General features: G+C 71.8%; 18 protein-coding genes. 14 read left to right on the top strand and 4 right to left on the bottom strand.

Going from position 1 to position 24820, the window contains the following annotated elements:
• Positions 1-30: 30 nt before the first annotated feature.
• From P1K89_RS06265 to P1K89_RS06290, 6 genes are all read left to right on the top strand, one after another.
• Positions 31-2967 carry a TonB-dependent receptor gene (locus tag P1K89_RS06265; RefSeq protein WP_284615521.1) on the top strand — a complete coding sequence of 979 codons (2937 nt, stop codon included), beginning with the start codon at positions 31-33 and terminating at the stop codon, positions 2965-2967.
• 119 nt (positions 2968-3086) lie between these two features.
• The gene (locus P1K89_RS06270) at positions 3087-4478 is read left to right on the top strand and encodes a glucoamylase family protein (protein ID WP_284615522.1); all 1392 of its coding nucleotides are present in this window, start codon (positions 3087-3089) and stop codon (positions 4476-4478) included.
• Positions 4479-4486: 8 nt separating this feature from the next.
• The gene (locus P1K89_RS06275) at positions 4487-5818 is read left to right on the top strand and encodes an extracellular solute-binding protein (RefSeq protein WP_284615523.1); all 1332 of its coding nucleotides are present in this window, start codon (positions 4487-4489) and stop codon (positions 5816-5818) included.
• Positions 5815-6705: a carbohydrate ABC transporter permease gene (locus P1K89_RS06280; protein ID WP_284615524.1), complete on the top strand. Its 891-nt coding sequence runs from the start codon at positions 5815-5817 to the stop codon at positions 6703-6705. The genes P1K89_RS06275 and P1K89_RS06280 overlap by 4 nt, the downstream gene beginning before the upstream one ends.
• Positions 6702-7532 carry a carbohydrate ABC transporter permease gene (locus P1K89_RS06285; protein ID WP_284615525.1) on the top strand — a complete coding sequence of 277 codons (831 nt, stop codon included), beginning with the start codon at positions 6702-6704 and terminating at the stop codon, positions 7530-7532. Before P1K89_RS06280 ends, P1K89_RS06285 begins: the two co-directional genes overlap by 4 nt.
• Positions 7532-10540: a discoidin domain-containing protein gene (locus tag P1K89_RS06290; protein WP_284615526.1), complete on the top strand. Its 3009-nt coding sequence runs from the start codon at positions 7532-7534 to the stop codon at positions 10538-10540. Before P1K89_RS06285 ends, P1K89_RS06290 begins: the two co-directional genes overlap by 1 nt.
• 13 nt (positions 10541-10553) lie before the next feature.
• Here the strand turns inward: P1K89_RS06290 and P1K89_RS06295 are convergent, their stop codons facing one another.
• Both P1K89_RS06295 and P1K89_RS06300 read right to left on the bottom strand, forming a co-directional pair.
• Positions 10554-11912 (bottom strand): sensor histidine kinase, encoded by a 1359-nt coding sequence (locus P1K89_RS06295; RefSeq protein ID WP_284615527.1) that lies wholly within the window; start codon positions 11910-11912, stop codon positions 10554-10556.
• 7 nt (positions 11913-11919) lie between these two features.
• Entirely contained in the window at positions 11920-12576 is a 657-nt protein-coding gene (locus P1K89_RS06300; RefSeq protein WP_284615528.1) for a response regulator transcription factor, read from the bottom strand.
• A gap of 141 nt (positions 12577-12717) precedes the next feature.
• On the opposite strand from P1K89_RS06300, the gene P1K89_RS06305 reads away from it, so the two are divergent.
• From P1K89_RS06305 to ureC, 8 genes are all read left to right on the top strand, one after another.
• Positions 12718-15405 carry a TonB-dependent receptor gene (locus tag P1K89_RS06305; RefSeq protein ID WP_284615529.1) on the top strand — a complete coding sequence of 896 codons (2688 nt, stop codon included), beginning with the start codon at positions 12718-12720 and terminating at the stop codon, positions 15403-15405.
• Positions 15405-16556, top strand: a complete 1152-nt coding sequence (locus tag P1K89_RS06310) for a DUF5009 domain-containing protein (protein WP_284615530.1) — start codon at positions 15405-15407, stop codon at positions 16554-16556. Before P1K89_RS06305 ends, P1K89_RS06310 begins: the two co-directional genes overlap by 1 nt.
• Before the next feature lie 9 nt (positions 16557-16565).
• Complete coding sequence (locus tag P1K89_RS06315; protein WP_284615531.1) at positions 16566-17075, top strand: UTRA domain-containing protein; 510 nt, start codon at positions 16566-16568, stop codon at positions 17073-17075.
• Positions 17076-17083: 8 nt separating this feature from the next.
• Complete coding sequence (locus P1K89_RS06320; RefSeq protein WP_284615532.1) at positions 17084-17782, top strand: chitinase; 699 nt, start codon at positions 17084-17086, stop codon at positions 17780-17782.
• Positions 17776-18885 carry a lactonase family protein gene (locus P1K89_RS06325; protein ID WP_284615533.1) on the top strand — a complete coding sequence of 370 codons (1110 nt, stop codon included), beginning with the start codon at positions 17776-17778 and terminating at the stop codon, positions 18883-18885. Before P1K89_RS06320 ends, P1K89_RS06325 begins: the two co-directional genes overlap by 7 nt.
• A gap of 70 nt (positions 18886-18955) precedes the next feature.
• Positions 18956-19258, top strand: coding sequence for an urease subunit gamma (locus P1K89_RS06330; RefSeq protein WP_284615534.1), 303 nt, complete (start codon positions 18956-18958; stop codon positions 19256-19258).
• A 14-nt stretch (positions 19259-19272) separates the two neighbouring features.
• The gene (locus P1K89_RS06335) at positions 19273-19578 is read left to right on the top strand and encodes an urease subunit beta (protein ID WP_284615535.1); all 306 of its coding nucleotides are present in this window, start codon (positions 19273-19275) and stop codon (positions 19576-19578) included.
• Positions 19578-21332: an urease subunit alpha gene (ureC, locus tag P1K89_RS06340; RefSeq protein ID WP_284615536.1), complete on the top strand. Its 1755-nt coding sequence runs from the start codon at positions 19578-19580 to the stop codon at positions 21330-21332. The genes P1K89_RS06335 and ureC overlap by 1 nt, the downstream gene beginning before the upstream one ends.
• 34 nt (positions 21333-21366) lie before the next feature.
• Here ureC and P1K89_RS06345 read toward each other — a convergent pair whose 3' ends face one another.
• Positions 21367-23886, bottom strand: coding sequence for a CHASE domain-containing protein (locus P1K89_RS06345; RefSeq protein WP_284615537.1), 2520 nt, complete (start codon positions 23884-23886; stop codon positions 21367-21369).
• 19 nt (positions 23887-23905) lie between these two features.
• Positions 23906-24694: a substrate-binding periplasmic protein gene (locus P1K89_RS06350; RefSeq protein WP_284615538.1), complete on the bottom strand. Its 789-nt coding sequence runs from the start codon at positions 24692-24694 to the stop codon at positions 23906-23908.
• Between the last annotated feature and the right edge of the window lie 126 nt (positions 24695-24820).

Raw genomic sequence — 24820 nt, forward strand, 5'->3', positions numbered from 1 at the left:
GAACGACCCCCCCAACGCCCAGGAGACACCATGACGAGATCGCGAAAAGGTTTTCATGTGCACGCCCTCGCCGCGGCCGTCGTGCTCGCGCTGTCCGGTGCCGCGCAGGCCCAGTTGAGCAGCGCCACCGTGCAGGGCCAGGTCACCAGCGGCACCGCGCCGGCGCAGGCCGGGCTCGAGGTGGTGGCGATCAACACCGCCAACGGCAACCGCTACCGCACGACCACGCGCAGCGACGGCAGCTACGTGCTGACCGGCCTGTCGCCCGGCAGCTACGAGATCCGCGTCGGCAGCCAGGCGACCGAGCGCATCACGCTGCAGGTGGGCGAGACCGCGTCGCTCGACCTCGCGCTCGGTGCGGCCGGTCAGCAGGTGACGATCATCGGCACGGCGCAGCGCGCCGGCGTGCGCGCGCCCGAGGTCGGCACCAACGTGACGACGCGGCAGATCGAGTCGCTGCCGCAGGTCACGCGCAACTTCCTGGCCTTCGCCGACCTCGCGCCCGGCGTGCGCTTCGACGTCGAGAACAACGGCCAGCAGAAGCTGCAGGGCGGCGCGCAGAACCGGGACAACGTCAACGTCTTCATCGACGGCGTCGGCCAGAAGAACTACATCCTGCGCGGCGGCATCGCCGGGCTCGACTCGACGCGCGGCAATGCCTTCCCGCAGTCGGCGATCGCCGAGTACAAGGTGATCTCGCAGAACTACAAGGCCGAGTTCGACCAGGTCTCCAGCGTCGCGATCACCGCCGTCACCAAGTCCGGCAGCAACGAGCTGCACGGCGAGGCCTACATCGACCGTACCGGCACCAACTGGACCGCGAAGGACCCGTTCGAGAAGAAGGCAGAGGCCAACGGCGTCAAGCGGCCCGAGGCGACGCAGAAGCAGTACGGCTTCTCGATCGGCGGCGCGATCAAGCCCGATGCGCTGCACTACTTCGTCGCCTACGACGGCAAGGACATCGAGCAGCCGCGCCAGGTGATCCTGCAGGCGCAGGACGTGCTGCCCAATGCCGGCGTGGTGCCGCAGCTGATGGCGCAGCAGGGCAGCACGGTGCAGAAGTTCAAGGAGGACCTGCTGTTCGCGAAGCTCGATGCGCAGATCGACGCCGACCAGCGCCTGGACTTCTCGATCCGCTACCGCGACGAATCGGACAAGGTGCCCGAGGACAACCTGCTGAGCCTGCCGGGCAACGACAAGAACCGCACCAACAAGGAAAACCGCGCCACCCTGCGCCACGAGTGGACGCGCGGCGACTTCCTGAACGAGGCGCGCGTGGGCTACGAGGACTACACCTGGGCGCCGTTGTCCAACGCCGCCGAGCCGATGATCCGCTACAAGGGCTCGCCGACGACCAACCTCAACAATACGCGCGACGTCGCGATCGGCGGCGGCTCGCCGGACATGCAGCGGCGCAAGCAGAAGGGCTTCTTCGTCAGCGACGACCTCACCTTCACCGGCCTCGCCGGCCACACGATGAAGGGCGGTGCGAAGCTCAAGGCGCTGGAGTTCGACCTCTCGGGCACCTTCCGCGGTCTCGACGTGATCCAGACGGTGATCGACCGCAACAACGGCAGCATCTACTACAACCCCGCCACCGGCAACTGCATCGGCTCGAACGCCAAGCCGCCCGTCAACGGGCGCACCCTCGAGACTGACCAGTGCAAGGTCGACCCGGCGATCGCACCGGCCGGCGTCAGCTTCAAGAACAAGCAGTTCGGCCTGTACTTCCAGGACGACTGGCGCGTCACCAAGCAGCTCGAGCTCAACCTCGGCCTGCGCTGGGACTACGAGGACAACGCGCTCAACGACAACTACGTGACGCCGGCCGATCGCGTCGCCGCGTTGTTCGCGCCCGACGTCACGCGCGAAGGCATCACGCCGCCGGCGGGCCAGACCTACGCGCAGTCGCTCGCCAAGGGCGGCATCCGCATCGAGGACTTCATCGCCAATGGCAACAGCCGCAAGGCCTATACCGGCGCGTGGCAGCCGCGCGTGGGCTTCAGCTTCGACGTCAAGGGCGACCGCAGCACCGTGCTCTTCGGCGGCGCCGGCCGTGCCTACGACCGCGCGATGGCCAACCACGCGCTCGACGAGATGCAGAAGAACGCGCAGCCCCACGGCGAGATCTGGCTGATCCGCAACGACCACGACATGCCCTACACCGACCAGTTCAGCCTCGGCGTGCGCCAGGCGGCCGGCGTGTGGAACCTGGAGGTCGCGGCCACGCGCAGCCACGCACGCAACCAGTTCAACTGGTACCACGGCAACCGCGACCCGAACGGCGGCTTCGGCAACAAGCCGCCGATCGACCCGCTGTGGGGCGGCCCCGCCGGCTACGGCTCGGTGGTGCTGGGCGACTTCGTCTCGCAGGCCAAGACCGACACGATCTACTTCAAGGCCGACAAGCCCTACACGGAGGCCTCCGGCTGGGCCGCGTCGATCGCCTACACCTACAGCGACGCGAAGACCACCAACCGCCAGTGGACCAACGACATCTTCAACTGGACCTACGGCAAGCCGGGCCAGGGCGGCTGGAACCCGTCGCTCGACGTCGACAAGCACCGCGTCGTCGCCACCGCGTTCACCGACAAGCTGATCCCGTGGGGCGTGATGCTGTCGGGCAAGGCGACCTACGGCTCGGGCCGCGTGCGCCAGCTCACCGACTGCTCGCGCGGCTTCGACGGCCCGAACGGCTGCATCTACCGCGCCGGCGAGAAGGACGACTTCAAGCAGGTGGACCTGGGCCTCGCGAAGGACGTCAAGCTGCCGTTCGGCCGCATCACCGTGCGCCTGGACGTGCTGAACGTCTTCAACAGCGTCAACTACGGTGGCTACGACGACTGGATCGGCGGCCCGGGCAATCCGCAGAACGCCTATGGCGGTGACAACGCGAACTTCGGCACGCCGAACAGCCGCGGCGGGCCGATGCGCACCTACAAGCTGGGCCTCAGCTACAAATGGTGATCCCCCCCGGAACGGCCTGGCGGCCGCTTCCCCCCCAGGGGGGCGACCCCAGCGGCCCGGCAGAGCCGGATCCGCGGCGTCCGCTTGACGGCGGTGCGCATGGCGTAAGCCGACGCGAGGTGCTCGTCGCCGGCCTCGCGCCGCTGGTCGGCACGGCCTGCGCGGCGGCGCCCGAAGCCTCGCCGCTGGCCGGCGACGAGGCGCTGCTCGACGACCTGGAGCAGCGCACCTTCCGCTGGTTCTGGGAGACGACCAACCCGGTCAACGGCCTGGTGCCGGACCGCTGGCCGAGCCCGTCGTTCTGCAGCATCGCGGCGGTCGGCTTCGGCCTCAGCGCCTGGGCGATCGGCGCCGCGCAGGGCTGGATCACGCGGGCCCAGGCGAGCGAGCGCACGCTGGCGACGCTGCGCTTCTTCCGCGACAGCAAGCAGGGTCCGCAGGCGCGCGGCACCAGCGGCCACAAGGGCTTCTACTACCACTTCCTCGACATGCGCAGCGGCGAGCGCTGGGCCGACTGCGAGCTGTCGACGGTGGACACCGCGCTGCTGCTGGCCGGCGTGCTGCACGCGGCGTCGTTCTACCAGGCGAATGACGCGGCCGAGACCGAGATCCGCCAGCTCGCCGATGCGCTGAGCGAACGCGTCGACTGGCGCTGGGCGCAGCCGCGCGGCCCGGCGATCTGCCATGGCTGGCGGCCCGAGCACGGCTTCCTGCCCTACGACTGGACCGGCTACAGCGAGGCGATGCTGGTCTACCTGCTGGCCCTCGGCGCACCGGCGCGGGCGGTCGCAAGCGACGCCTGGGGCGCGTGGACCAGCACCTACGCCCGCCACTGGACCACCTTCCACGGCCAGACGCACCTGCACTTCCCGCCGCTGTTCGGCCACCAGTACACGCACTGCTGGGTCGATTTCCGCGGCATCCGCGATGCGTGGATGCGCGAGCACGACCTCGACTACTTCGAGAACAGCCGCCGCGCGACGCTGGCGCAGCGCGCCTATGCGCAGGCCAATCCTCTGGGCTGGGCCGGCTACGGCGGCGACATCTGGGGCATCACCGCCTGCGACGGCCCTGCCGACGTGACGAGGCGATTCCGCGGCACGCCGCGGCGCTTCATCAGCTACGCCGGCCGCGGCGCCGGCCTGCATGACGACGGCACGCTGGCGCCCACCGCAGCGCTGGCCTCGCTGCCGTTCGCGCCGGAGATCGTCAAGCCCGCGCTGCGCGCGCTGCGCGAGCGCTACGGCGCGGCGATCTACAACCGCCACGGTTTCGTCGATGCCTTCAACCCGAGCTTCGACCATGCCGACGTGGCGCTGAAGCACGGCCAGCTGGTGCCGGGCGTCGGCTGGGTCGACACCGACCACCTCGGCATCGACCAGGGGCCGATCACGCTGATGGCGGCGAATGCCCGCCGCGACGAGGTGTGGCGCATCATGCGCGGCAATGCGCAGGTGCGCCGCGGCCTCGAACGCGCGGGCTTTCGCGGCGGCTGGCTGGCGCAGGGCTGAGATCACCGATGGACAGGCGGACCGGTTGCACGCGGCGCACGGTGCTGGCGAGCATGGCGGCGCGTGCCGCGCCGCTGGTGGCCAGCGCGATCGCCGCGCCGGCGCTGGTCGGCTGCGCGCGCCGCGGCCACGCGCCGCTGCGCTTCTGGGCCATGGGCCGCGAGGGCGAGGTGGTCGGCGAACTGCTCGAGGGCTTCCGCCGCGCGCATCCGGCGATCGATCTGCGCATCGAGCAGCTGCCATGGACCGCCGCGCACGAGAAGCTGCTGACCGCCTTCGCCGGCGACGCGACGCCCGACCTCGCGCAGCTGGGCAACAGCTGGGTGCCCGAGCTCGCCGCGCTCGACGCGCTGCAGCCGCTGGATCACTGGCTGGTGACGCAGCCGGGCCTGGCACCGGGCGACTGGTTCGACGGCATCTGGCGCACCAACGTGGTCGACGGCCGGCTGCTCGGGCTGCCGTGGTACGTCGATACGCGGCTGCTGTTCTGGCGCCGCGACCTGTTCGCGCGCGCCGGGCAGGCCGCCGCGCCGCGCAGCTGGGCCGAGTGGACCGCTGCGCTGGACGCGCTGCAGCGCAGCGGCATCGCGCATCCGCAGCTGCTGCCGCTGAACGAGTACGAGCCGCTGCTGGCGCTGGCGCTGCAGCAGGACGAGCCGCTGCTGCGCGACGGCGGGCGCTTCGGCCACTTCCGCAGCGCGGGCTTCGTGCGCGCGGCCGACTTCTTCCTGGACCGCTATCGCAGCGGCCACGCGTCGGCGGTGACCAATGTGCAGATAGCAAACCTCTGGCAGGAGTTCGGGCGCGGCACGTTCGTGGCGTTCATCTCGGGCCCCTGGAGCATCGGCGAGCTCGATCGCCGCATCGGCATCGAGCGGCGCAATCACTGGTCCACCGCCCCCCTGCCCGGCCCCAACGGCCCCGGCGCGTCCACCGCCGGCGGCTCCAGCCTGGTGGTCTTCCGCCGCTCGAAGCGCCAGGCCGACGCGCTGGCCGTGCTGGCCTGGCTCGCGCGGCCCGAGGTGCAGCAGCGCTTCCATGCGCTGACCGGCAACCTGCCGCCGCGCCGCAGCACCTGGACGCTGCCGGCCGAGGCCGGCGTGCCGCTGATCGACGAACCCCGCGCCCGCGCCTTCGCCGAGCAGCTGGAGCGCGTGAAGCCGACGCCCGCGGTGCCGGAGTGGGAGCGCATCGGCCAGGAGATGCAGCAGCTCGCGCAGCGCGCGGTGCACGAGCGCTGGCCCGGCGCACGGCTCGGTGCGGCGCTGGATGCGCGGGTCGACGGCTTCCTCGAGAAGCGCCGCTGGATGCTGGCGCGGCGGCCGGCGACGACCACATGAAGACGCGCACGCTCGCCGCCTGGACCTTCACCGCGCCGGCGCTGGCGGTGATCGGCCTGTTCTTCCTGGGGCCGGTGGCCGCCGGGCTGGCCCTGAGCCTCACCGACTTCGACCTCTACGCGCTGGCCGACCTGCGCAACCTGCGCTTCGCCGGCCTCGACAACTACGCGCAGGTGCTGGCGATGCCGCTGTTCTGGCGCGCGCTGCGCAATACGCTGGAATTCGTCGTGCTCGGCGTGCCGCTGTCGATCGGGCTGTCGCTGGGTTGCGCGGTGCTGCTGCAGTCGCCGCTGGCGCGCTTCAAGCCCTTCTTCCGCACCGCGCTGTTCGCGCCGGTGGTGACGACGCTGGTCGCCGTCGCGGTGATCTGGCGTTATCTGCTGCACACGCGCTATGGGCTGGTCAACGCCGGGCTCGGCACGCTGGGCCTGCCGCCGGTCGACTGGCTCGGCGATCCGCGCTGGGCGATGCCGGCGATCGTGCTGTTCGCGGTGTGGAAGAACTTCGGCGCCAACATGATCATCCTCGTCGCCGCGCTGCAGGCGATTCCCGACGAGCTGTACGAAGCCGCGCGCATCGACGGCGCGTCACGCTGGCAGCAGTTCCTGCACGTCACGCTGCCGATGCTCGGCCCCACCTTGCTGATGGTCAGCGTGCTGACGATGGCGGGCTACTTCCAGCTCTTCGCCGAGCCCTACGTGATGACGCAGGGCGGCCCGGTGCAGAGCACGGTGTCGGTGCTGTACCTGATGTACGAAGAAGGCTTCCGCTGGTGGAACCTGGGCCAGGCCTCGGCGATCGCCTTCCTGCTGTTCGTGCTGATGGTCGCGGTGACGCAGCTGATGCTGCGGCTGGGGCGCCGTGCCGAGGACGCGGCCGCGGCATGAAGCGCTCGCGCCCGCGCGATCCCGTCGCCTGGCTGGTCAACGGCCTGCTGGCGATCGCCGCCGCGTTCGCGATCGGGCCGCTGCTGTGGATGCTGAGCGTGAGCTTCATGGCCGCCGGCGAGGCCAGCCACTACCCGCCGCCGCTGCTGCCGAAGGCGCCGACGCTCGCGCACTACCGCGCGCTCTTCGACAGCGTGGGCCTCGCGCGCTACTTCGCCAACAGCCTGGTGATCGCGCTGGGCATCACCGCGCTGTCGCTGCTGTTCAACCTGATGGCCGGTTATGCCTTCGCGAAGCTGCACTTCCGCGGCCGCGAGCCGCTGTTCAAGGCGCTGCTCGCGGCGCTGGTGATCCCGGGGCAGGTGGCGATGATGCCGCTGTTCCTGATGCTCAAGAGCCTGGGGCTGGTCAACACCTGGGCCGGCGTGATCGTGCCCGGCATGGCCGGCATCTTCGGCATCTTCCTGGTGCGCCAGTACGCGCGCAGCGTGCCCGACGCGCTGATCGAGGCCGCGCGCATCGACGGCGCCGGCGAAGGCCGCATCTTCTTCCAGATCGTGCTGCCGCTGCTGAAGCCGGTGGTGGTGACGCTGGCGGTGTTCGGCTTCCTCGGCAGCTGGAACGACTTCATGTGGCCGCTGATCGTGCTGACCGACGGCGACCTGCACACCTTGCCGGTCGCGCTGGCCTCGCTGTCGCGCGAGCATGTGCAGGACAACGAGCTGATGATGGCCGGCGCGGTGGTCACGGTGCTGCCGGTGCTGGTGCTGTTCCTCGCGCTGCAGCGGCATTACATGCAGGGGCTGGTGATGGGATCGGTGAAGTGATGCGCGCGGCGCTGCTGCTGGCCCTGGCGCTGGGCCGGGCCGGCGCCACGTGCGCGGCGTCGACCGAACTGCTCGACGACTTCCGGGATCGCGCGCGCTGGCAGGCCTCGGCGTCGGACCAGGTGCAGGCGACGATCGCGCCCGGCCCGCGCGGTGGCCTGTGCCTGCAGTACGACTTCCACGGCGTCTCGGGCTACGCGGTCATGCGCCGCACGCTGCCGCTGGACCTGCCGCCGCACCACGGATTCACGCTGCGGCTGCACGGCGACGGTCCGCGCAACGCGTTCCAGGTGAAGTTCGTGGATGCCAGCGGCGACAACGTCTGGTGGCGCAACCTGCCGTCGTTCGAGCCGCCCGCGCAGCCGACCGACCTGCGCATCCGCCAGCGCCAGATCCAGTTCGCCTGGGGGCCGACCGAGGACAAGGTGCTCAGGCGCGCGGCGGCCATCGAACTGGTGGTGGCCAGCGGCGACGGCGGCCGCGGCCGGCTGTGCTTCGACCGGCTGGCGATGCATCGGCTCGATCCGCCGGGTCCCGCGGTCGAAGCCTCGATCACGCGATCCGCCGGGGAAACCCGGCTCGACCTCGGCCGCGCCACCGAGTTCAACGGTGTCGCCTGGCGCTGGGCCGGTGCCGGGCCGCACGACGCCACCGTGCAGGCCTCCGACGACGGCCGGCGCTGGCGCACGCTGCAGGCCCTGCGCGGCAGCCGGCGCGCGCTGCAGGCGCTGTGGCTGCCGGAGCAGGAAGCACGCTTCGTGCGTGTGCTGTCGCGCTCGCGCGTCGAGGACCTGCGCGCGCCCTCGCCTGCCGACTGGCCGGACCGCAACGCGCTGCTGCGCACGCTGGCGGCGGCTGCGCCGAAGAGCGCCTACCCGCGCGCCTTCCACGGCGAACAGAACTACTGGACGCTGGTCGGCGTGGACGGCGGCGCGGCGCGCTCGGCGCTGATCTCGGAGGACGGCGCGATCGAGCCGCGCATCGCCGGGCCGTCGCTGGAGCCGCTGCTGACGCTGGCCGACGGCACGCGCATCGGCTGGGCCGAGGTGCAGCGCACGCACGAGCTGCACGACGAGCACCTGCCGCTGCCCATCGTGCACTGGCGCCATCCGCGCATCGCGATGCGCATCGACGCCGCCGCCGACGGACCGCGCGACGCGCCGCAGCTGCTGCTGCGCTACACGGTTCATAACGTCTATTGGGAGCGCCAGTCGCTGACCCTGTCGCTCGGCCCGCGGCCGTGGCAGGTCAACCCGCCGCAGCAGTTCCTCAATACCGCCGGCGGCTTCGCGCCGGTACGGCAGCTGGCCTGGCGCGGCGGCCTGCTGGCGGTGAACGGCCGCCCGTGGCTGCGCACGGTGCAGCCGCCGGCCGAGGTGCGCGCCGCGGCCGGCGACATCGCCGATGCGGTGGTCGACAGTGCGCCGCCGCTGGCGACGCTGGCCGATGCCGGCGGCGGCGCCAGCGCGCGCCTGGCCTGGCCGATGACGCTGGCGCCGGGGGAGAAGCGCACGGTGCACCTCGTGCTGCCGCTCGGCGACGCGCCCGCCGCGGCGACGACGGCCGCCGACATCGACCGCCGCTTCGAGGCCGCCGCCGCGCACTGGCGCACACGGCTGAACCGCGTGCGGTTCACGTTGCCGCCGCAGGCGAAGCCGCTGCACGATTCGGTGCGCAGCGCGCTCGCGCACATGCTGCTGTCGCGCGACGGGCCGGCGCTGCAGCCGGGCACGCGCAGCTACGCGCGCAGCTGGGTGCGCGACGGCGCGATGATGGTGGCCGGCCTGCTGCGCCTGGGCGAGGTCGAGGCGGCCCGGGACTTCGTGCGCTGGTACGCCGGCCACCTGTTCGCCAACGGCAAGGTGCCGTGCTGCGTCGACCGCCGCGGCGCCGATCCGGTGGCCGAGAACGACAGCCACGGCCAGTTCATCTTCGCGGTGGCCGAGCTCTGGCGCCACACCGGCGACCGCGCGCTGCTGGCCGAGCTGTGGCCGAAGGTCGATGCGGCGGCGCGCTACATGGAGTCCCTGCGCCAGTCCGAGCGCAAGCCGGGGCCGCCGGGCTTCTTCGGGATGATGCCGGCGTCGATCAGCCACGAGGGCTACTCGGCCAAGCCGATGCACAGCTACTGGGACAACTTCTGGGCGCTGGCCGGCTGGCGCGATGCGGTGCGGGTGGCCGACGTGCTCGGCCATGACGGCCGGGCGCGCGAGCTCGCCGCGCAGCATGCGGAATTCCGCCGCGACCTGCGGGCCTCGCTGGCGGCGACGATGGCCCACCACCGCATCGCGCACCTGCCCGGCGCCGCGGAGCTGGGCGACTTCGACCCGAGCTCGAGCACGCTGGTCTTCAGCCCCGCCGGCGCCGAGGACCTGGTGCCGCGCGCCGCGCTCGAGGCGACCTGGCAGCGCTACTGGGACGACGTGGCCACGCGCCGCGAGCGCAGCGACTGGGCCGACTACACGCCCTACGAACTGCGCTCGGTGTCCGCGCTGCTGCGGCTGGGCCGGTCCGAGCGCGCGCACGCGATGCTGCGCTTCTTCCACGACGACCAGCGCCCGGCCGGCTGGCACCAGTGGGCCGAGGTGGTCGGACGCGGTGCACGCGAGCCGCGCTTCATCGGCGACATGCCGCATGCGTGGATCTCGTCGGACTACCTGCGCTCGGTGCTCGACCTGTTCGCCTACGAGCGCGACAGCGACCAGGCGCTGGTGCTGGCCGCGGGCGTGCCGGCGGCCTGGCTCGACCAGGGGCCGGTCGGCATCGCCGGCCTGTCGACCGCGCACGGCCCGCTGGGCTGGCGGCTGCAGCGCGACGGCGATGCCGTGCAGCTGACGATCTCGCCCGGGCTGCGGCCGCCGCCCGGTGGGCTGTGGCTGGCCTGGAACGGCGCGCTGCACCGCGTGCCCGCAGGTGCGGCGTCGCTTCGGCTGCCGGCACCAGGCGCTGCGCAGCGCACCGATGCGGCCCCGTCGGCACTCGATCGGGACGCTTCGGCACCCCGTTAGGGCGTCGCGCGCCTCAGGCCTTTCCCGTTCGCGACAGGCGCAGCTCCACGCGCAGCCCACGCCCGTCGAAACCGTCGCCGAGCACCACGTCGGCCGCATGCTGCGCGGCCGCGCGCTCGACGATCGTCAGCCCGAGGCCACTGCCGGGCACGTCCTGGTCCGGCGGGCGGTAGAAGCGCTCGAAGACCTTGGCGCGCAGGGCGGCCGGGATGCCCGGGCCCTGGTCGGTGACGGCGATGCGCACCGCGTCGTCGTCGGCGCGCAGCTCGACGACCACCCGGCTGCCCGAGGGCGAATACTTCACCGCGTTGTCCAGCAGGTTGTCGATCAGCGAGCCCATGGTCTCGCGGTGCAGCGGCAGCACGCAGGCTTCGGGCGCCAGCAGCTCGACCTCGATGCCGCGCCGCTGCGCGAGGTCGGCGGCCAGCACGATGCGGTCGCGCAGCAGGTCGACGAGGTCGACGTCGCGGCGGTCGAGCGTCTGCGGATCGGCCTCGGAGCGGGCCAGCGACAGCACCTGGTGCACCATGTGCCCGGCCTGGCGCACGCCGTCGGCCAGGCGCTGGCGTGCGGCCTCACGGCGTCCAGCATCGTCGCTGGCCAGCGTGTCGGCATTGGCCTGGATCACCGCCAGCGGCGTCTTCAAGCCGTGCGCCGCATTCAGCAGGAAATCGCGCTGTCCGTCCTGGTGATCGCGCAGCCGCGCCAGCAGTGCGTTCACCGCGTCGACCAGCGGCGCCAGCTCGACGTACGGCGAGGCCGACAGCGGCTTGAGGTTCGCCGGCGTGCGCGCGGCGATCTGCTGGCCGACGCGGCGCAGCGGCCGGAAGCCCAGGCGCAGCACCAGCCACGCGGTCAGCGCGAGCACCGGCAGGCTGAGGAACAAGGGCCGGCTGTAGTAGGTCAGCCCCTGCAGGCCGAAGTGCCAGTCGCCCGGCACCTCCTGCCAGCGCCGCACGCGCAGCCGCTGCTCGGGCAGCGCGAGCTCGACGTAGAGCCAGTCGGCATCGCTCGCCGTCTGCGCCGGATCGGGCGGCTTGCGGCGGGCGAGGTCGGGCGACGCGAACTCGTGCACCAGCGCACCGTCGCGCAGCACCTGCAGCAGGATGGTCGGCGGCTCGTAGCCCATCTGGTGCCACTCGTCCGCGCGCAGCCGTTCCAGCTCGGCCAGGTGCGCGGTGCCGGCGCCCTGGCGGAACTGCAGCAGCACGTGCTCGGCCCACACGCGGTTCCAGGCCTGGCCGTTGCGCGCCTGCACGACCTTGATGTAGTAGACCTCGTTGACCATCAGCGCCAGCCACACGGCCAGCGCCGCGCCGACGAAGACGGCGAGCGTGCGCTTGAACAGCGATCGGGTCGGCGCCGGACTCATCGCGCCGTCAGGGCTCCACGGCGTAGCCCACGCCGCGCACCGTGCGGATGTAGCCCTCGCCGATCTTCTTGCGCAGGTTGGCCATGTGCACGTCCAGCGCATGGCCGTCGCTGCCGGGCAGCGCGCGCACCTCCAGCTCGCGCCGCGTCAGCACGCGGTCGGTGAACTTCAGCAGCGTCGCCAGCAGCTCGAACTCGGTCTTCGACAGCGCCACCGGCGTGCCGCCCCGGGTGACGCGGCGGCGCTTCTCGTCGAGCACCAGGTCGCGCGCGATCCACAGCCCCTCGTCTGCCTCGCCGCCCAGTCCGGCGCGACGCGCCACCGCGCGCAGCCGCGCCAGCAGCTCGGCGCCGACGAAGGGCTTGACCAGGTAGTCGTCGGCACCGCTGTCCAGGCCCTGCAGCCGGTCCTCGATGCCGTCGCGCGCGGTGATCACGATGACCGGCATCTGCCGGTCGTGCTGGCGCACGTGGCGCAGCAGGTCCAGCCCGTCGCCATCGGGCAGTCCGAGGTCGAGCAGCATCGCGTCCGGCCGCTGCTCGTCGAACCAGAAGCGCGCGTCGGCGACGCGCCGCACCCACAGCGCCTCGTGGCCGCCGTCCTGCAGCACCGCCTGCAGCGAGCGGCCGAGCGTCAGGTCGTCCTCGACCAGGCACACCTTCATTCGGATCCTCCAGCCCGGGGAATTCTGCCGGAGGGGGTCGCGCACGCGGCGTCGGGTCTTGAGGGAACCTTGAGACGGCGCTGAAGGAACCGCGAGGCGGCGCGGCCGATAGTGCCGGCTGCACCACTGGAGGGTTTTTCGATGAAGCGTTCCGCCGCCACCTCGGCCAGCAGGCCACCGGCCTGGGTACCCCATGTTCTGCGCCTGGCCGTGTGCAGCCTGCTCGGCGGCAGCGCCGGCCTGCACGCGCAGACCGCGCCCGCGGCGGACAAGGCCGACAAGGCGCCCGCGAACGAGCTGCCCACCGTCACCGTGACGGCCACGCGCACGACGACCAACCTGCTGAAGACGCCGGTGGCGGTGACCGCGCTGAACCCGGACGACCTGGTGCGCGACAACGTCAAGGCGCTGATGGACCTGAGCGCGATGGTGCCCAACCTGCAGCTCGGCCTGTCGAACGCCGATTCGGGCGTGCTGGCGGCGATCCGCGGCGTCACGTCGACCAACTTCACCGAGATCGGCGACCCCGCCGTCGGCATCCACATCGACGGCATCTACTCGCCGCGGCCGCAGGGCTCGCTGGCGCTGATGTTCGACCTCGAGCAGGTGGAGGTGCTGCGCGGCGCGCAGGGCACCCTCTTCGGCCGCAACTCGACGGCCGGCGTCATCAACATCATCCCGGCCCGGCCGGAGTTCAGGAACAACCACGGCTGGGCGTCGCTGCAGCTGGGCAACTACAACGCGAAGCAGCTGCGCGCGGCCTACAACCTCGGCGTCAGCGACAACTTCGCGCTGCGCCTGGGCGCGATGGTCGACAAGCGCGACAGCTGGCTCAACCAGCAGCAGGACCTGCGCGACCGCGGCGTCAGGCTGCCGGGTCCCGGCGACAGCGGCGTGTTCACGCCCGACGGCAAGCCCGACGCCGACCAGCGCCTGAACCGCAAGCTGTCGCGGTCGGAGTACTACAACAACTCGGACCAGGCCGGCCTGCGCCTGACCAGCCGCTGGGCGATTGCCAGGAACCTGGAGTGGACCTCGGGCCTCGAGCACTACAAGAACCACGGCGCCGGCGACATCGGCCTGAAGGACTGCAAGATGGCCGAAGGCACGCGCTGGGCCTGCGGCCCCGAAGGCCAGTGGCACGCCATCATCAACGTGCCGGGCAAGCTCGACATGACGATCGACACGTGGCGCAACACGCTGACGTGGAAAGTGAGCGACATGACCGAGCTCACCTACAAGTCGGCCTTCGCGAAGCAGCGCCGCGTGCAGCACCACGACGACGACGGCGGCCAAAACTGGCTCGACGACGAGGTCGGCGTGATGTACGAGTGGGGCAACTGGGGCAACCAGCACGCGATCGACTGGGCCAGCTACACGCTGGCCTCGAACTACCGCTCCTGGGTGCACGAGCTGCAGCTCAAGCAGCAGGGCAGCGACTGGCGCTACGTCGCGGGCCTGTTCACGATGAACGAGAAGAACGCGATCGACTTCGCGCAGGACAACCTGGTCGCCGCGCCGTACGCGATGCCGCAGGGCCAGTTCTACGGGCAGCCCGACCGCCGCGTCGAGTCGAAGGCCCTCTTCTTCCAGGGCGACAAGCAGCTGGCGAAGGACCTGACCGCCACGCTGGGCATGCGATATACGCGCGACCGCCGCAGCGACGTCGGCGGCATCAGCGCCGGCCTGTGGGATGCCAGCACGCCGTGGTACTACAACGGCAAGTACACGCCGCCGGTCGCGCCGGGCCTGGGCACGCCGCACAACGGCACGGACCTCACCTTCGGCATGGGCCCGTTCGCGGGCCTGGGCGTCTACCCGGCGCCGACCGAGAACACGCACAGCGCCGACTGGCGCAAGACCACCTGGCGCGGCGGCCTGCAATACGACATCGACAAGACGCGCATGGTCTACGTGTCTCTGGCCACCGGCTACCGGCCCGGCGGCTTCGGCGACAAGTTCGACACCTGCGGTGGCGGCACCTGCACCGACGGCAGCACGCAGAAGTACAGCTTCCTCGAGTACGGTCCCGAGACGACGAAGAACCTCGAGTTCGGCTACAAGGGCCGCCACCTGGACAACAAGCTGGACCTGAGCGCGGTCGCCTTCTTCACGAAGTACCAGGGCATGCACGTGACCGGCATGAACGCGGTCGGCCAGCGCAAGCTGCGCGAGGGCGAGACCTGCCCCGACTGGAACCCGGCCTGCGACGTCGTCACCGCCTGGAAGACCGAGAACATCGGCGATGCCGACATCCGCGGCATCGAGCTGGAGTTCAAGGCGCTGCCGTGGACCGGCGGCAAGGTGACCGGCTTCTTCGCGCTGCTCGACACCAAGGTGAAGTCGTACCCCACCTACGACGACAACTGGATGTGCGGCTACCGCGCGCAGTTCGGCGCCGAGCCCTGCGCGCCGATCTACCTGGGCGAGGATCCGGCCAAGCGCGGCCGCGCGATCCGCGACGTGCGCGGCAACCAGCTGCCCTATGCGCCGAAGGTCGCGGTGGGCCTGACGGTCACGCACGACTTCGCGCTCGGCGACCTCGTCGTCTCGCCCACGGTCAGCGCGCGCTGGCAGAGCAAGATGTACTTCACCGTGCGCAACCTCGACAACCCGCGCATCGGCGACTACATGGACGCGTACACCAACTGGAATGCATCGGTGCGCCTCGCGCCGGCCGATGGCAAGTGGGACGTCGAGCTGTGGGGCAACAACCTGACGAACAACATCGTCAGGAACTGGATGGGCCAGGGCAACGCCGGCGGCTACACCTACAACAGCTACAACCCGCCGCGCATGTTCGGCATCCGGGGCACCTGGTATTTCTGATGTCCGGCCCCGGACTTCCCAGGTTGGCGGCCGGGCGCAACGCCGCCATCGACCTGTTCCGCGCGCTGACGGTGCTGGTGATGGTCATCGTCAACGACTGGTCCGGCGTGCCGGGGCTGCCGGCGTGGGCGGCGCACATGCCGGCGGATGCCGACGCGATGAGCGTCGTCGACGCGGTGTTCCCGGCCTTCCTGTTCATCGTCGGGTTGTCGATCCCGTTCGCGCTGCAGCAGCGCGCCGATGCGGGCCAGGGGCCGGCGGCGATGCTGGGCCATGCGGCGCAGCGCGCGCTCGCGCTGATCGTGCTGGGCGTGTTCATGGTCAACGCCGAGCAGGCGGCCGGCCCGGGCATGCCGCTGCCGATGGCGGGCTGGGCGCTGGCGTCCTACGTCGGCGCCTTCCTGCTGTGGGGCTCGCTGCTCGGCGGGCCGGCGCTGGCGCGCGGCTGGCGGATCGCCGGTGCGCTGTTGCTGGTCGTGCTGGCGCTGGTCTACCGCGACGCCAGCGGCTCGACGATGCAGCCGCACTGGTGGGGCATCCTCGGGCTGATCGGCTGGGCCTACCTGCTGGCCTGCGCGGTGTATGTCGCGCTGCAGGGCCGGATGCCGGCGCTGCTGGCGGCGATCGCGCTGTGCGTCGGCTGGTACGCCGCGGTCGCGCCGGTGCTGGGCCAGGGCGGGCATGCATCGCACACCGCGATCGTGCTCGCCGGCTGTGTCGCCGCGCGGCTGCTGTTCGATGCGCAGCAGCCGCGCACCACCGCCGCGCTGGCCTTAGCCGCGGTGCTGGCGGTCGCGGCCGCCGCACTGCGGCCGGGCTTTCCGATCTCGAAGATCCACGCCACGCCGAGCTGGGCGCTGTACAGCGCGGCGGCCTGCATCCCGGTCCTCATCGCATTGCGCGCCTGGCTGCAGCGCGCGCCGGCCTGGAGCGAACGCGCCGCCGCGCTGCTGGCGCCGGTGGCCGCGAACCCGCTGCTGGCGTACCTGATCCCGTTCGTGATCGACGCGTCGGCGGCGCTGGTCGGCTGGCGGCGGCCCGCGCTGCTGCGCGAAGGCGCGCCGGGCATCGCCATCGCCCTCTTCTACGCCGCCGGCGTGCTGCTGGCCACGCGCTGGCTGGTCGCGCGCGGCGTGCGGCTGCGCATGTAGGGGTGCACGATGGATGCCGCGCTGACCTGGTTCGAGCCGGCCGTGCGTGCGCGCGACGGCTGGCCCGGCCTGGACGACGGCTGGCTCGACGACGGCCATACGCGCTGGCACGACGGCGGCCTGGTGCGCGCCAGCGACGACGAGCGCTGCGCGCTGTCGCTGGGCCGCGCCGCCGTCGTGCTGCGCGGGCGCTGGCTGCAGGAACGCGGCGGACGGCCACTGGGCCTGATCAGCCGCAGCCTGCCCAGCCCCGGCGGCTCGCGCACGCTGGCGCCGGCCATCGTCTCCCTGATGCTCACCCTGCCCGGCCCGCCCGCGGCGCGCACACTGCAGCGCGCGAGCGCGGTGATCGCCGGTGCCGGCCATGCGACGCTTCGGCGCCTGCTGAAGCTGCCGCTCGGCGCGCCGCTGCTGGTGCTGCGCCAGTGGCGTTATGCCGACGGCGGCCGGCCGATCGAGACGCGCACCGCGTTCTGGCGCGCGGACGCGGCGAATGTCCTGATGGAGTTGCGTGACTGATGAAGTCGATGACGTCGATTGTTCTCGGGTGCTTGCTGCTGGCGGCCTGTGCCGGCCGTCCTGAACCAGCGGCCACCGCGCCCTTCGTGCCGACGGCCGCGCAGTTCGAGCGCCTGTTCCCGGGGCGGCTGCCGTTCTACACCTACGACGGCTTCGTCGCCGCGGTGCGTGCGATGCCAGGTTTCGCATCGACCGGCCCCGACAGCGTGCGCCGTCGGGAGATGGCCGCCTTCCTGGCGCAGATCGCGCACGAGTCCGATTCGTTGCGCGCGCTGCGCGAGTATGCGAAGGAACACTGGGACCACTACTGCAACCCGCGCGAGGCCGGCGGCTGCGCAGCGGGCCGCCAGTACTACGGCCGCGGGCCGATCCAGCTGTCGTGGAACTTCCAGTACCGCGCGGCCGGCCAGGCCATCGGCGTCGACCTGTGGGCCGAGCCCGACCTCGTCGCCAGCGATCCGAAGATCGCCTGGCAGACCGCCGTCTGGTACTGGATGACGCAGCCCGGCCCGGGCCGCATGACGGCGCACGAGGCGAACATCGGCGGCTTCGGCTTCGGCGAGACCACGCGCAGCATCAACGGCGCGCTGGAGTGCGACAAGCCGGGCGACGCCGACGTGCAGCGCAAGCTCGCGCGGCGCATCGCCTTCTACCGCGCGGCGGCGGCGCTGTTCGAGGTGGACCCCGGCGACCGGCTCGCATGCTGACCGCGTACATCGGCAGTTATGCGCCGAACGGCGGCGGCATCCATGGCGTTCACATCGAAGCCGGCAGCCCGCCGCTGCTGGCGGGCGAGGCCTGGATCGCCGACGGCGACAGCCCGAGCTGGCTGACGGTCAATGCCGCCGGCACGCACCTGTACGCGGTGCACGAGCTGCATCGCGCACCGGGCAACGCAGAAGGCCGCGGCGAGGGCCGCCTCAGCAGCTACGACCTCAGCAGCGGGCGGCCGCGGCTGCTCGGCCGCACCGGCTCCGGCGGCGTGCGGCCGGTGCACCTCGGCCTGCATCCGGAGGGCCGCCATGCCTTCGTCGCCCACTACGACAGCGGCGACGTCTGCGTGCTGGCGATCGATGACGACGGCTGCCTCGGACCGGTGCTGGACCGGCGTGCGCTGGCCGACGCCTGCGGACCGCAGGCACGGCCCGGTGCCGCGCAGGCCGAGCAGGCCCCGCCGGGCAGCTTCGCCTGCAGCGGGCACGAGGCCTCGCATGCGCACATGGCGCTGCCCGCCCCCGGCGGCCGCTTCGTGCTGTGCACCGACCTCGGCCTCGACCGGCTCGTCGTGTTCCGCTTCGACGCCGGCCGCGGCCGGCTGCTGGAACCACGGGTGATGCCCACGTCGCCCGGCGCCGGCCCGCGCCACCTCGTCTTCCACCCGCAGAACCCGTCGCGGGTCTACCTGCTGAGCGAAGAAGCCTCGACGCTCGCCTGGCTGCGCTTCGACGACGGCGCGCTGCAGCCGCTCGGCGAGACCAGCAGCCTGCCGGCGGGGTTCGCCGGCACGGCATACGCCTCCGACCTGCGCTGCTCGCCCGACGGCCACCACCTCTACGCGCTGAACCGTCTGCACGACAGCATCGCGCACTTCTCGCTGGCGCCCGACGGCACGCCGACGCTGCGCGACACCCACTGGTGCCGCGGCAGCTACCCGCGCACGCTGGCGCTGCTGCCGGGCGGCCGCGGCCTCGTCGTCTGCAATCAGCGCAGCGACCACCTCGCGTGGTTCGCGCTCGATGGCGACGGCGTGCCGCGCTTCACCGGCCGCTGGACCGGTGTCGGCGGTGCGGCATCGGTGGTCTTCGGCTGAGGGAACGCACCACGCTGGCACAGGGCTTGCGACGATGCGGGGCCGCCGACGGCTCCGCCAGAATCGCCCCATGGACCTGACCCCACGCGAGAAAGACAAGCTGCTCATCTTCACCGCCGCGCTGCTGGCCGAGCGCCGCAAGGCGCGCGGGTTGAAGCTCAACGTGCCGGAGGCGATCGCGCTGATCACCGCCGCGATCATGGAAGGCGCGCGCGACGGCAAGACCGTCGCCGCGCTGATGAGCGAGGGCAAGACGGTGCTGACGCGGTCCGACGTGATGGACGGCGTCGCCGAGATGATCCCGGAGATCCAGGTCGAGGCGACCTTTCCCGACGGCACGAAACTGGTGACCGTCCACCAGCCCATCGCCTGAGGAGGAGGCCGACGATGATCCCCGGAGAACTGCTGACCGATGACGGCGAGCTGCCGCTGAACCCGAACCGCCGCACGATCACGCTGGTGGTCGAGAACGCCGGCGACCGGCCGATCCAGGTCGGCTCGCACTACCACTTCGCCGAGACCAATGCCGCGCTGCGCTTCGACCGCGCCGCCGCGCACGGCATGCGGCTGAACATCGCCAGCGGCACCGCGGTGCGCTTCGAGCCGGGCCAGCAGCGCACGGTGGAGCTCGTCGACTACGCCGGCGCGCGCGAAGCCTGGGGCTTCCGCGGCCTCGTGCAGGGAGCGCTGTGATGGCAACGATCGGCAGACGCGCCTACGCCGAGATGTTCGGCCCGACCATCGGCGACCGCCTGCGGCTGGCCGACACCGCGCTGGTGCTGGAGGTCGAGGACGACCTGACCTTGCGCGCCGGCGGCTACGGCGAGGAAGTGAAGTTCGGCGGCGGCAAGACCATCCGCGACGGCATGGGCCAGGGCCAGCGCATCAACGGCCCAGGGCCGCACGAGGCCTGCGACCTGGTGATCACCAACGCGCTGATCGTCGACCACTGGGGCATCGTCAAGGCCGACATCGGCATCAAGGGCCAGCGCATCGCGGCGATCGGCAAGGCCGGCAACCCGGACGTGCAGCCGGGCGTCGACATCGTCATCGGCCCGGGCACCGAGATCCTGTCGGCCGAGGGGCTGATCGTCACCGCCGGCGCGATCGACACGCACATCCACTTCATCTGCCCGCAGCAGATCGAGGAAGCGCTGATGTCGGGCGTGACGACGATGTTCGGCGGCGGCACCGGGCCGGCCACCGGCACCTTCGCGACCACCTGCACGCCGGGCCCCGAGAACATCCGCCGCATGCTGCAGGCGGCCGATGCCTTCCCGATGAACCTCGGCTTCCTCGGCAAGGGCAATGCCGCGAAGCCCGACGCGCTGCGCCAGCAGATCGACGCCGGCGCGATGGGCCTGAAGCTGCACGAGGACTGGGGCACGACGCCGGCGGCGATCGACAACTGCCTGGACGTCGCCGAGGCCACCGACACGCAGGTGTCGATCCACAGCGACACGCTCAACGAGAGCGGCTTCGTCGAGGACACGATCGCCGCGACGAAGGGCCGCACGCTCTGCGCCTTCCACACCGAAGGCGCCGGCGGCGGCCATGCGCCGGACATCATGCGCGTGGTCGGCGAGAAGAACTTCCTGCCCTCGTCCACCAACCCGACGATGCCCTACACCGTCAACACCGTCGACGAGCACCTCGACATGCTGATGGTCTGCCACCACCTCGACGCCTCGGTGGCCGAGGACCTGGCCTTCGCCGAGAGCCGCATCCGCCGCGAGACCATCGCCGCCGAGGACGTGCTGCACGACCTGGGCGCGATCAGCATGTTCTCGTCGGACAGCCAGGCGATGGGCCGCGTCGGCGAGGTCATCATCCGCTGCTGGCAGACGGCGCACAAGATGAAGACGCAGCGCGGGTCGCTGCCGGGCGACACGCGACCCGGAGGGTCGCCTGGCGATCCATCCCGCAACGACAACTGGCGCATCAAGCGTTATGTCGCGAAGCTCTCGATCAACCCGGCGCTGTCCCACGGCATCGCGCACGAGGTCGGCTCGATCGAGGTCGGCAAGTGGGCCGACCTGGTGCTGTGGCGGCCGGCCTTCTTCGGCGTCAAGCCCAGCGTCGTGCTCAAGGGCGGCTTCATCGCCGCCGCGGCGATGGGCGATCCGAACGCCAGCATCCCGACGCCGCAGCCGGTGCACTACCGGCCGATGTTCGGCGCCTTCGGCGGCGCGCTGGCCGCGGGCTCGCTGAGCTTCGTCAGCCGGGCCGCGCTCGACGGCGGGGTCGGCGAGCGCTACGGTCTGGCGAAGCGCCTCGCGGTGGTCCAGGGCAACCGCACGATCACCAAGGCCGGCATGGTGCACAACCACTACCTGCCGACGATGGAGATCGACCCGCAGACCTACGAGGTGCGCGCCGACGGCCAGCTGCTGACCTGCGAGCCCGCGTCGTCGCTGCCGATGACCCAGCGCTACTTCCTGTTCTGAGCGGCCATTGCGCCACGGGCGGCGCGGCCGCCGCTCAGGCCGCCCGGGTTTCCTCCAGCACCTGCTGCACCAGCGGCACCAGCCGCTCGGTGCTGTATTCCTTCTGCAGCAGGTGGCGCACGCCGGCGTCTTTGGCGGCGGCGCGGATGTCCTCGCTCAGGTAGCCCGAGCTGATGATCACCGGCAGCGTCGGGCGGATGAAGCGCAGCGCGCGCACCACGTCCAGCCCCGACAGCTCCGGCATGTTGTAGTCGGTGATCACGAGGTCGAAGGCCTCGGGCTCGGCGCGCAGCGCCTCGAGCGCCGCACGGGCATCGACGAACGCGCGCACCCGGTAGCCGGCGCGTTCGAGCAGCGCCTCGACCGTCATCACCATCACCGCGTCGTCGTCGACGTAGAGCAGGCGTTCGCCGCGTCCGCGCTGCGCTGCGCCATCGGCCGGCGCATGCGGCGTCGCCGGCGCGCGATCCCCTTCGGCGAGCGGGAAGTACAGGTCGAAGCGCGTGCCCTCGCCGGGCCGGCTGGCGACGACGATGGCGCCCTGGTGAGCGGCGACGATGCCGTGCACCACCGACAGCCCGAGCCCGGTGCCCTGGCCGACCGGCTTGGTGGTGAAGAAGGGCTCGAAGATGCGCGCGACCGTCGCTTCGTCCATGCCGATGCCGTTGTCCAGCACCCACAGGTGCGCATGCCGCCCGGGCCGCAGGCCACCGATCGACTGCACCGCGTCGTCGTCGAGCGGCGTGCTGGTCAGCCCGAGCTCGATGCGGCCCGCGCCACCGGCGAGCGCATGCCAGGCGTTGGTGCCGAGGTTCATCAGCACCTGCTGCAGCTGGTTGGCGTCGACCTGCGCCCATACCGGCTGTTCGCTCAGCGCGGTGCGCAGCTCGACGCCCGCGGGCAGGGTCGCGCGCAGCAGCCTGGCCGCCGCCTCGACCAGCGGCGCCAGCGGCTGCGCCACCCGCGCCAGCGGCTGGCGCCGGCTGAAGGCGACGATCTGCTGCACCAGGCTGCGCGCATGGTCGCCGGCCAGCAGGATCTGCGACAGGTGCGCGGCGGCCGGCGCATCGGCCGGCAGCGCATCGCGCGCCAGCGCGGCATTGCCGAGGATCGCCGCGACGATGTTGTTGAAGTCGTGCGCGATGCCGCCGGCCAGCGTGCCGACCGCCTCCATCTTCTGCGACTCGCGCAGCTGCGCCTCGAGCAGCTGGCGCCGCGCCTCGGCCTGCTTGGCCGCGCTGATGTCGGTGACCATCGCCAGCGTGCCGGCGTAGCGGCCCGCGGCGTCGGTCACCGCGCTCATCGTCAGCGAGGCCCACAGGTCGGCGCCGTCGGCGCGGCGGAAGCGCAGCTCGTGGTGCTCGGCGGCGGCGGCAGCGCCGCGCGCGAGGAAACGCTCGACGAGCACGCGGCCCGGTTCGTCGAGGAAGCGCCCGAGCGGCTGGCTCAGCAGCGCCTGCTGCGGATGGCCCAGCAGCGCCAGCACCTTCGGATTGACGAAGGACGTGCGCCCCTGCGCGTCGAGCATCCAGATGCCTTCGTCGGCGGTCTCGACGATGCGCCGGTAGCGTTCTTCGCTCTCGCGCAGCTCGCGCGTCATCGCCTGCGCGACCGCATGCGCGCGCTCGCGGCCGCTGACGAGCTGGTAGGTCAGCAGCGACAGCAGCAGGCTGGCGACGAGGCCGGCGCCGAGGATGATGCGCGGGGTGTCCGGCGCATGCAGCGCCTCGAACTCCGGCAGCGTATGCACGGTCAGCGTCCAGGTGTGGCCGGCGAAGCCGATGTACTCGTGCGCCTCGTGCCGCGGCGGCGTCGCCGGCGGCGCGGCGGCGTTCGCCGAGTCGTACATCAACGCCTCGGCGTCGAGCCGCACGCCGTCGTGCACGCGCAGCGCCAGCCCCGGCATGCCCTCGCCGTAGAGGCTGGCCATCAGGTCGTTCATGCGGAAGGCCGCGATCACCCAGCCGGCATGGCGCTGCCGCCGCTGCGCCAGGTCGGCCGGCGGCTCGCCGGGGCCGTACACCGGCAGCACCATCAGGAAGGACGAGGACGACGCGCCCTCGCCGTCCGGGACCAGGCGCAGCTTGCGGCTGACCGCCACGCCGCCCGAGTCGCGCGCCTGCAGCAGCGCATCGCGGCGCACCGGCTCGGCCAGGAAGTCGAAGCCGAGCAGGCGCGCCGGCGTCGCGGGCGCGGGGGCGCTGAACCGCAGCGTCGCGCGGCCGTCGTCGCCGGGCGCCGCGACGTAAGCGATGCCCTGCATGCCGGCGGCGTCGGCACCGCCGAGCTGCGCATGCACATAGCTCGCGAAGTCAGCGGCCGTGACACGCCCGCCGGTGGCGTGGAACAGGCCCTGCGCGCCGCGCAGCACCAGCTCGTAGCTGGCGATGCGTTGCTCGATGCGGCTGGCCGTCTGGCGCAGGCCCAGGTCGAAGGCCGAGCGCAGCGCGCGCCGCTCGATCTCCGCTTCGTGCGACACCAGCACCGCGCTGATCGCCAGCGCCGCCAGGCCCACCAGCGCCGGCAGCAGCAGGGTCAGCAGGCGGCGGTGCACGAGCGTCGTCCTCGTCGCCCTAGAAATTGGTCATGTCCCGCGCCAGCTCGGGCCGGAAGTACTTCTCGAAGATGCGCTGCATCGTGCCGTCGCGGCGCATCTCGTCGACCACGCCGCGCCAGGCGGCGTGCTGGGCCGGCGACAGCGCCTTCTTCGACATGATCAGCCCGTGCGGCACCGGCGGATCGTCGAACTCGAGGATGGCGGTCTCTTCGCGCAGCCGGCCGCGGAAGACGACGGGATAGTCGAAGGGCTCGACGATCATCGCCTGCACCCGGTTGTCGAGCAGGATCTCGAACAGCGGATCGAGGTGGCTGGCGTAGCTGACGCGCTGCTGCCCGTCGAGCCGGTCGACCATGCGGTTGGCGGTCGGGCTGTAGCGGAAGCTGCGGATCACGCCGAGCTTGAGCTTCGGGTTGTCCAGCAGGTCGGCATGCGTGCGCACGCCCGCATCCTTGCGCACGAGCAGGTAGTACTTGTTGGAGAAGTACCACGCGAACGCGGCGAACTTCTCGCGCGCCTCGTTGGTGATGCCCGACAGGCTGAAGTCGAGCGCGCCGGATTCGATCAGCTGCCAGATGCGCGCGCGCGGCATCACCGTGACCGAGAAGCGGCAGCCGCTGCGCCGCTGCAGCTCGTCGGAGATGTCCTTGTCGATGCCCTCGCCGGTCTGGCCGGAGTAGAGCAGGCCGTGTTCGTGCAGCGCGAGGCTGAGCGTGCGCGAGCAATCGGGCGGATCGGCGGCGGCGGCCGGCGCTGCCGACAGGACGATGGCAAGGCTGCACAGCAGACGACCCACGACGCGCATGTTGATCTTCCTTGACCGTCACCGGGGCCGGCGCCGCAGGCCGCGCCCGTGGCGTCATTGTCGTCGCAGGCCCGTGACAGGGGGCGGGTTACAGTTCGCGCATTGCAAAAGTACAACCACCCGGGG

Origin of the sequence: Aquabacterium humicola, from assembly GCF_030167915.1 — a bacterium.
GTDB lineage: Bacteria > Pseudomonadota > Gammaproteobacteria > Burkholderiales > Burkholderiaceae_C > Pseudaquabacterium > Pseudaquabacterium humicola.

Coding starts and splice junctions, on each gene's coding strand:
- P1K89_RS06300 (WP_284615528.1), bottom strand. CDS start 12,576: ATGAAGGTGTGCCTGGTCGAGGACGACCTGACGCTCGGCCGCTCGCTG.
- P1K89_RS06330 (WP_284615534.1), top strand. CDS start 18,956: ATGGACCTGACCCCACGCGAGAAAGACAAGCTGCTCATCTTCACCGCC.
- P1K89_RS06320 (WP_284615532.1), top strand. CDS start 17,084: ATGACGTCGATTGTTCTCGGGTGCTTGCTGCTGGCGGCCTGTGCCGGC.
- P1K89_RS06310 (WP_284615530.1), top strand. CDS start 15,405: ATGTCCGGCCCCGGACTTCCCAGGTTGGCGGCCGGGCGCAACGCCGCC.
- P1K89_RS06315 (WP_284615531.1), top strand. CDS start 16,566: ATGGATGCCGCGCTGACCTGGTTCGAGCCGGCCGTGCGTGCGCGCGAC.
- P1K89_RS06285 (WP_284615525.1), top strand. CDS start 6,702: ATGAAGCGCTCGCGCCCGCGCGATCCCGTCGCCTGGCTGGTCAACGGC.
- P1K89_RS06290 (WP_284615526.1), top strand. CDS start 7,532: ATGCGCGCGGCGCTGCTGCTGGCCCTGGCGCTGGGCCGGGCCGGCGCC.
- P1K89_RS06305 (WP_284615529.1), top strand. CDS start 12,718: ATGAAGCGTTCCGCCGCCACCTCGGCCAGCAGGCCACCGGCCTGGGTA.
- P1K89_RS06350 (WP_284615538.1), bottom strand. CDS start 24,694: ATGCGCGTCGTGGGTCGTCTGCTGTGCAGCCTTGCCATCGTCCTGTCG.
- P1K89_RS06325 (WP_284615533.1), top strand. CDS start 17,776: ATGCTGACCGCGTACATCGGCAGTTATGCGCCGAACGGCGGCGGCATC.
- P1K89_RS06295 (WP_284615527.1), bottom strand. CDS start 11,912: ATGAGTCCGGCGCCGACCCGATCGCTGTTCAAGCGCACGCTCGCCGTC.
- P1K89_RS06280 (WP_284615524.1), top strand. CDS start 5,815: ATGAAGACGCGCACGCTCGCCGCCTGGACCTTCACCGCGCCGGCGCTG.
- P1K89_RS06275 (WP_284615523.1), top strand. CDS start 4,487: ATGGACAGGCGGACCGGTTGCACGCGGCGCACGGTGCTGGCGAGCATG.
- P1K89_RS06335 (WP_284615535.1), top strand. CDS start 19,273: ATGATCCCCGGAGAACTGCTGACCGATGACGGCGAGCTGCCGCTGAAC.
- P1K89_RS06265 (WP_284615521.1), top strand. CDS start 31: ATGACGAGATCGCGAAAAGGTTTTCATGTGCACGCCCTCGCCGCGGCC.
- ureC (WP_284615536.1), top strand. CDS start 19,578: ATGGCAACGATCGGCAGACGCGCCTACGCCGAGATGTTCGGCCCGACC.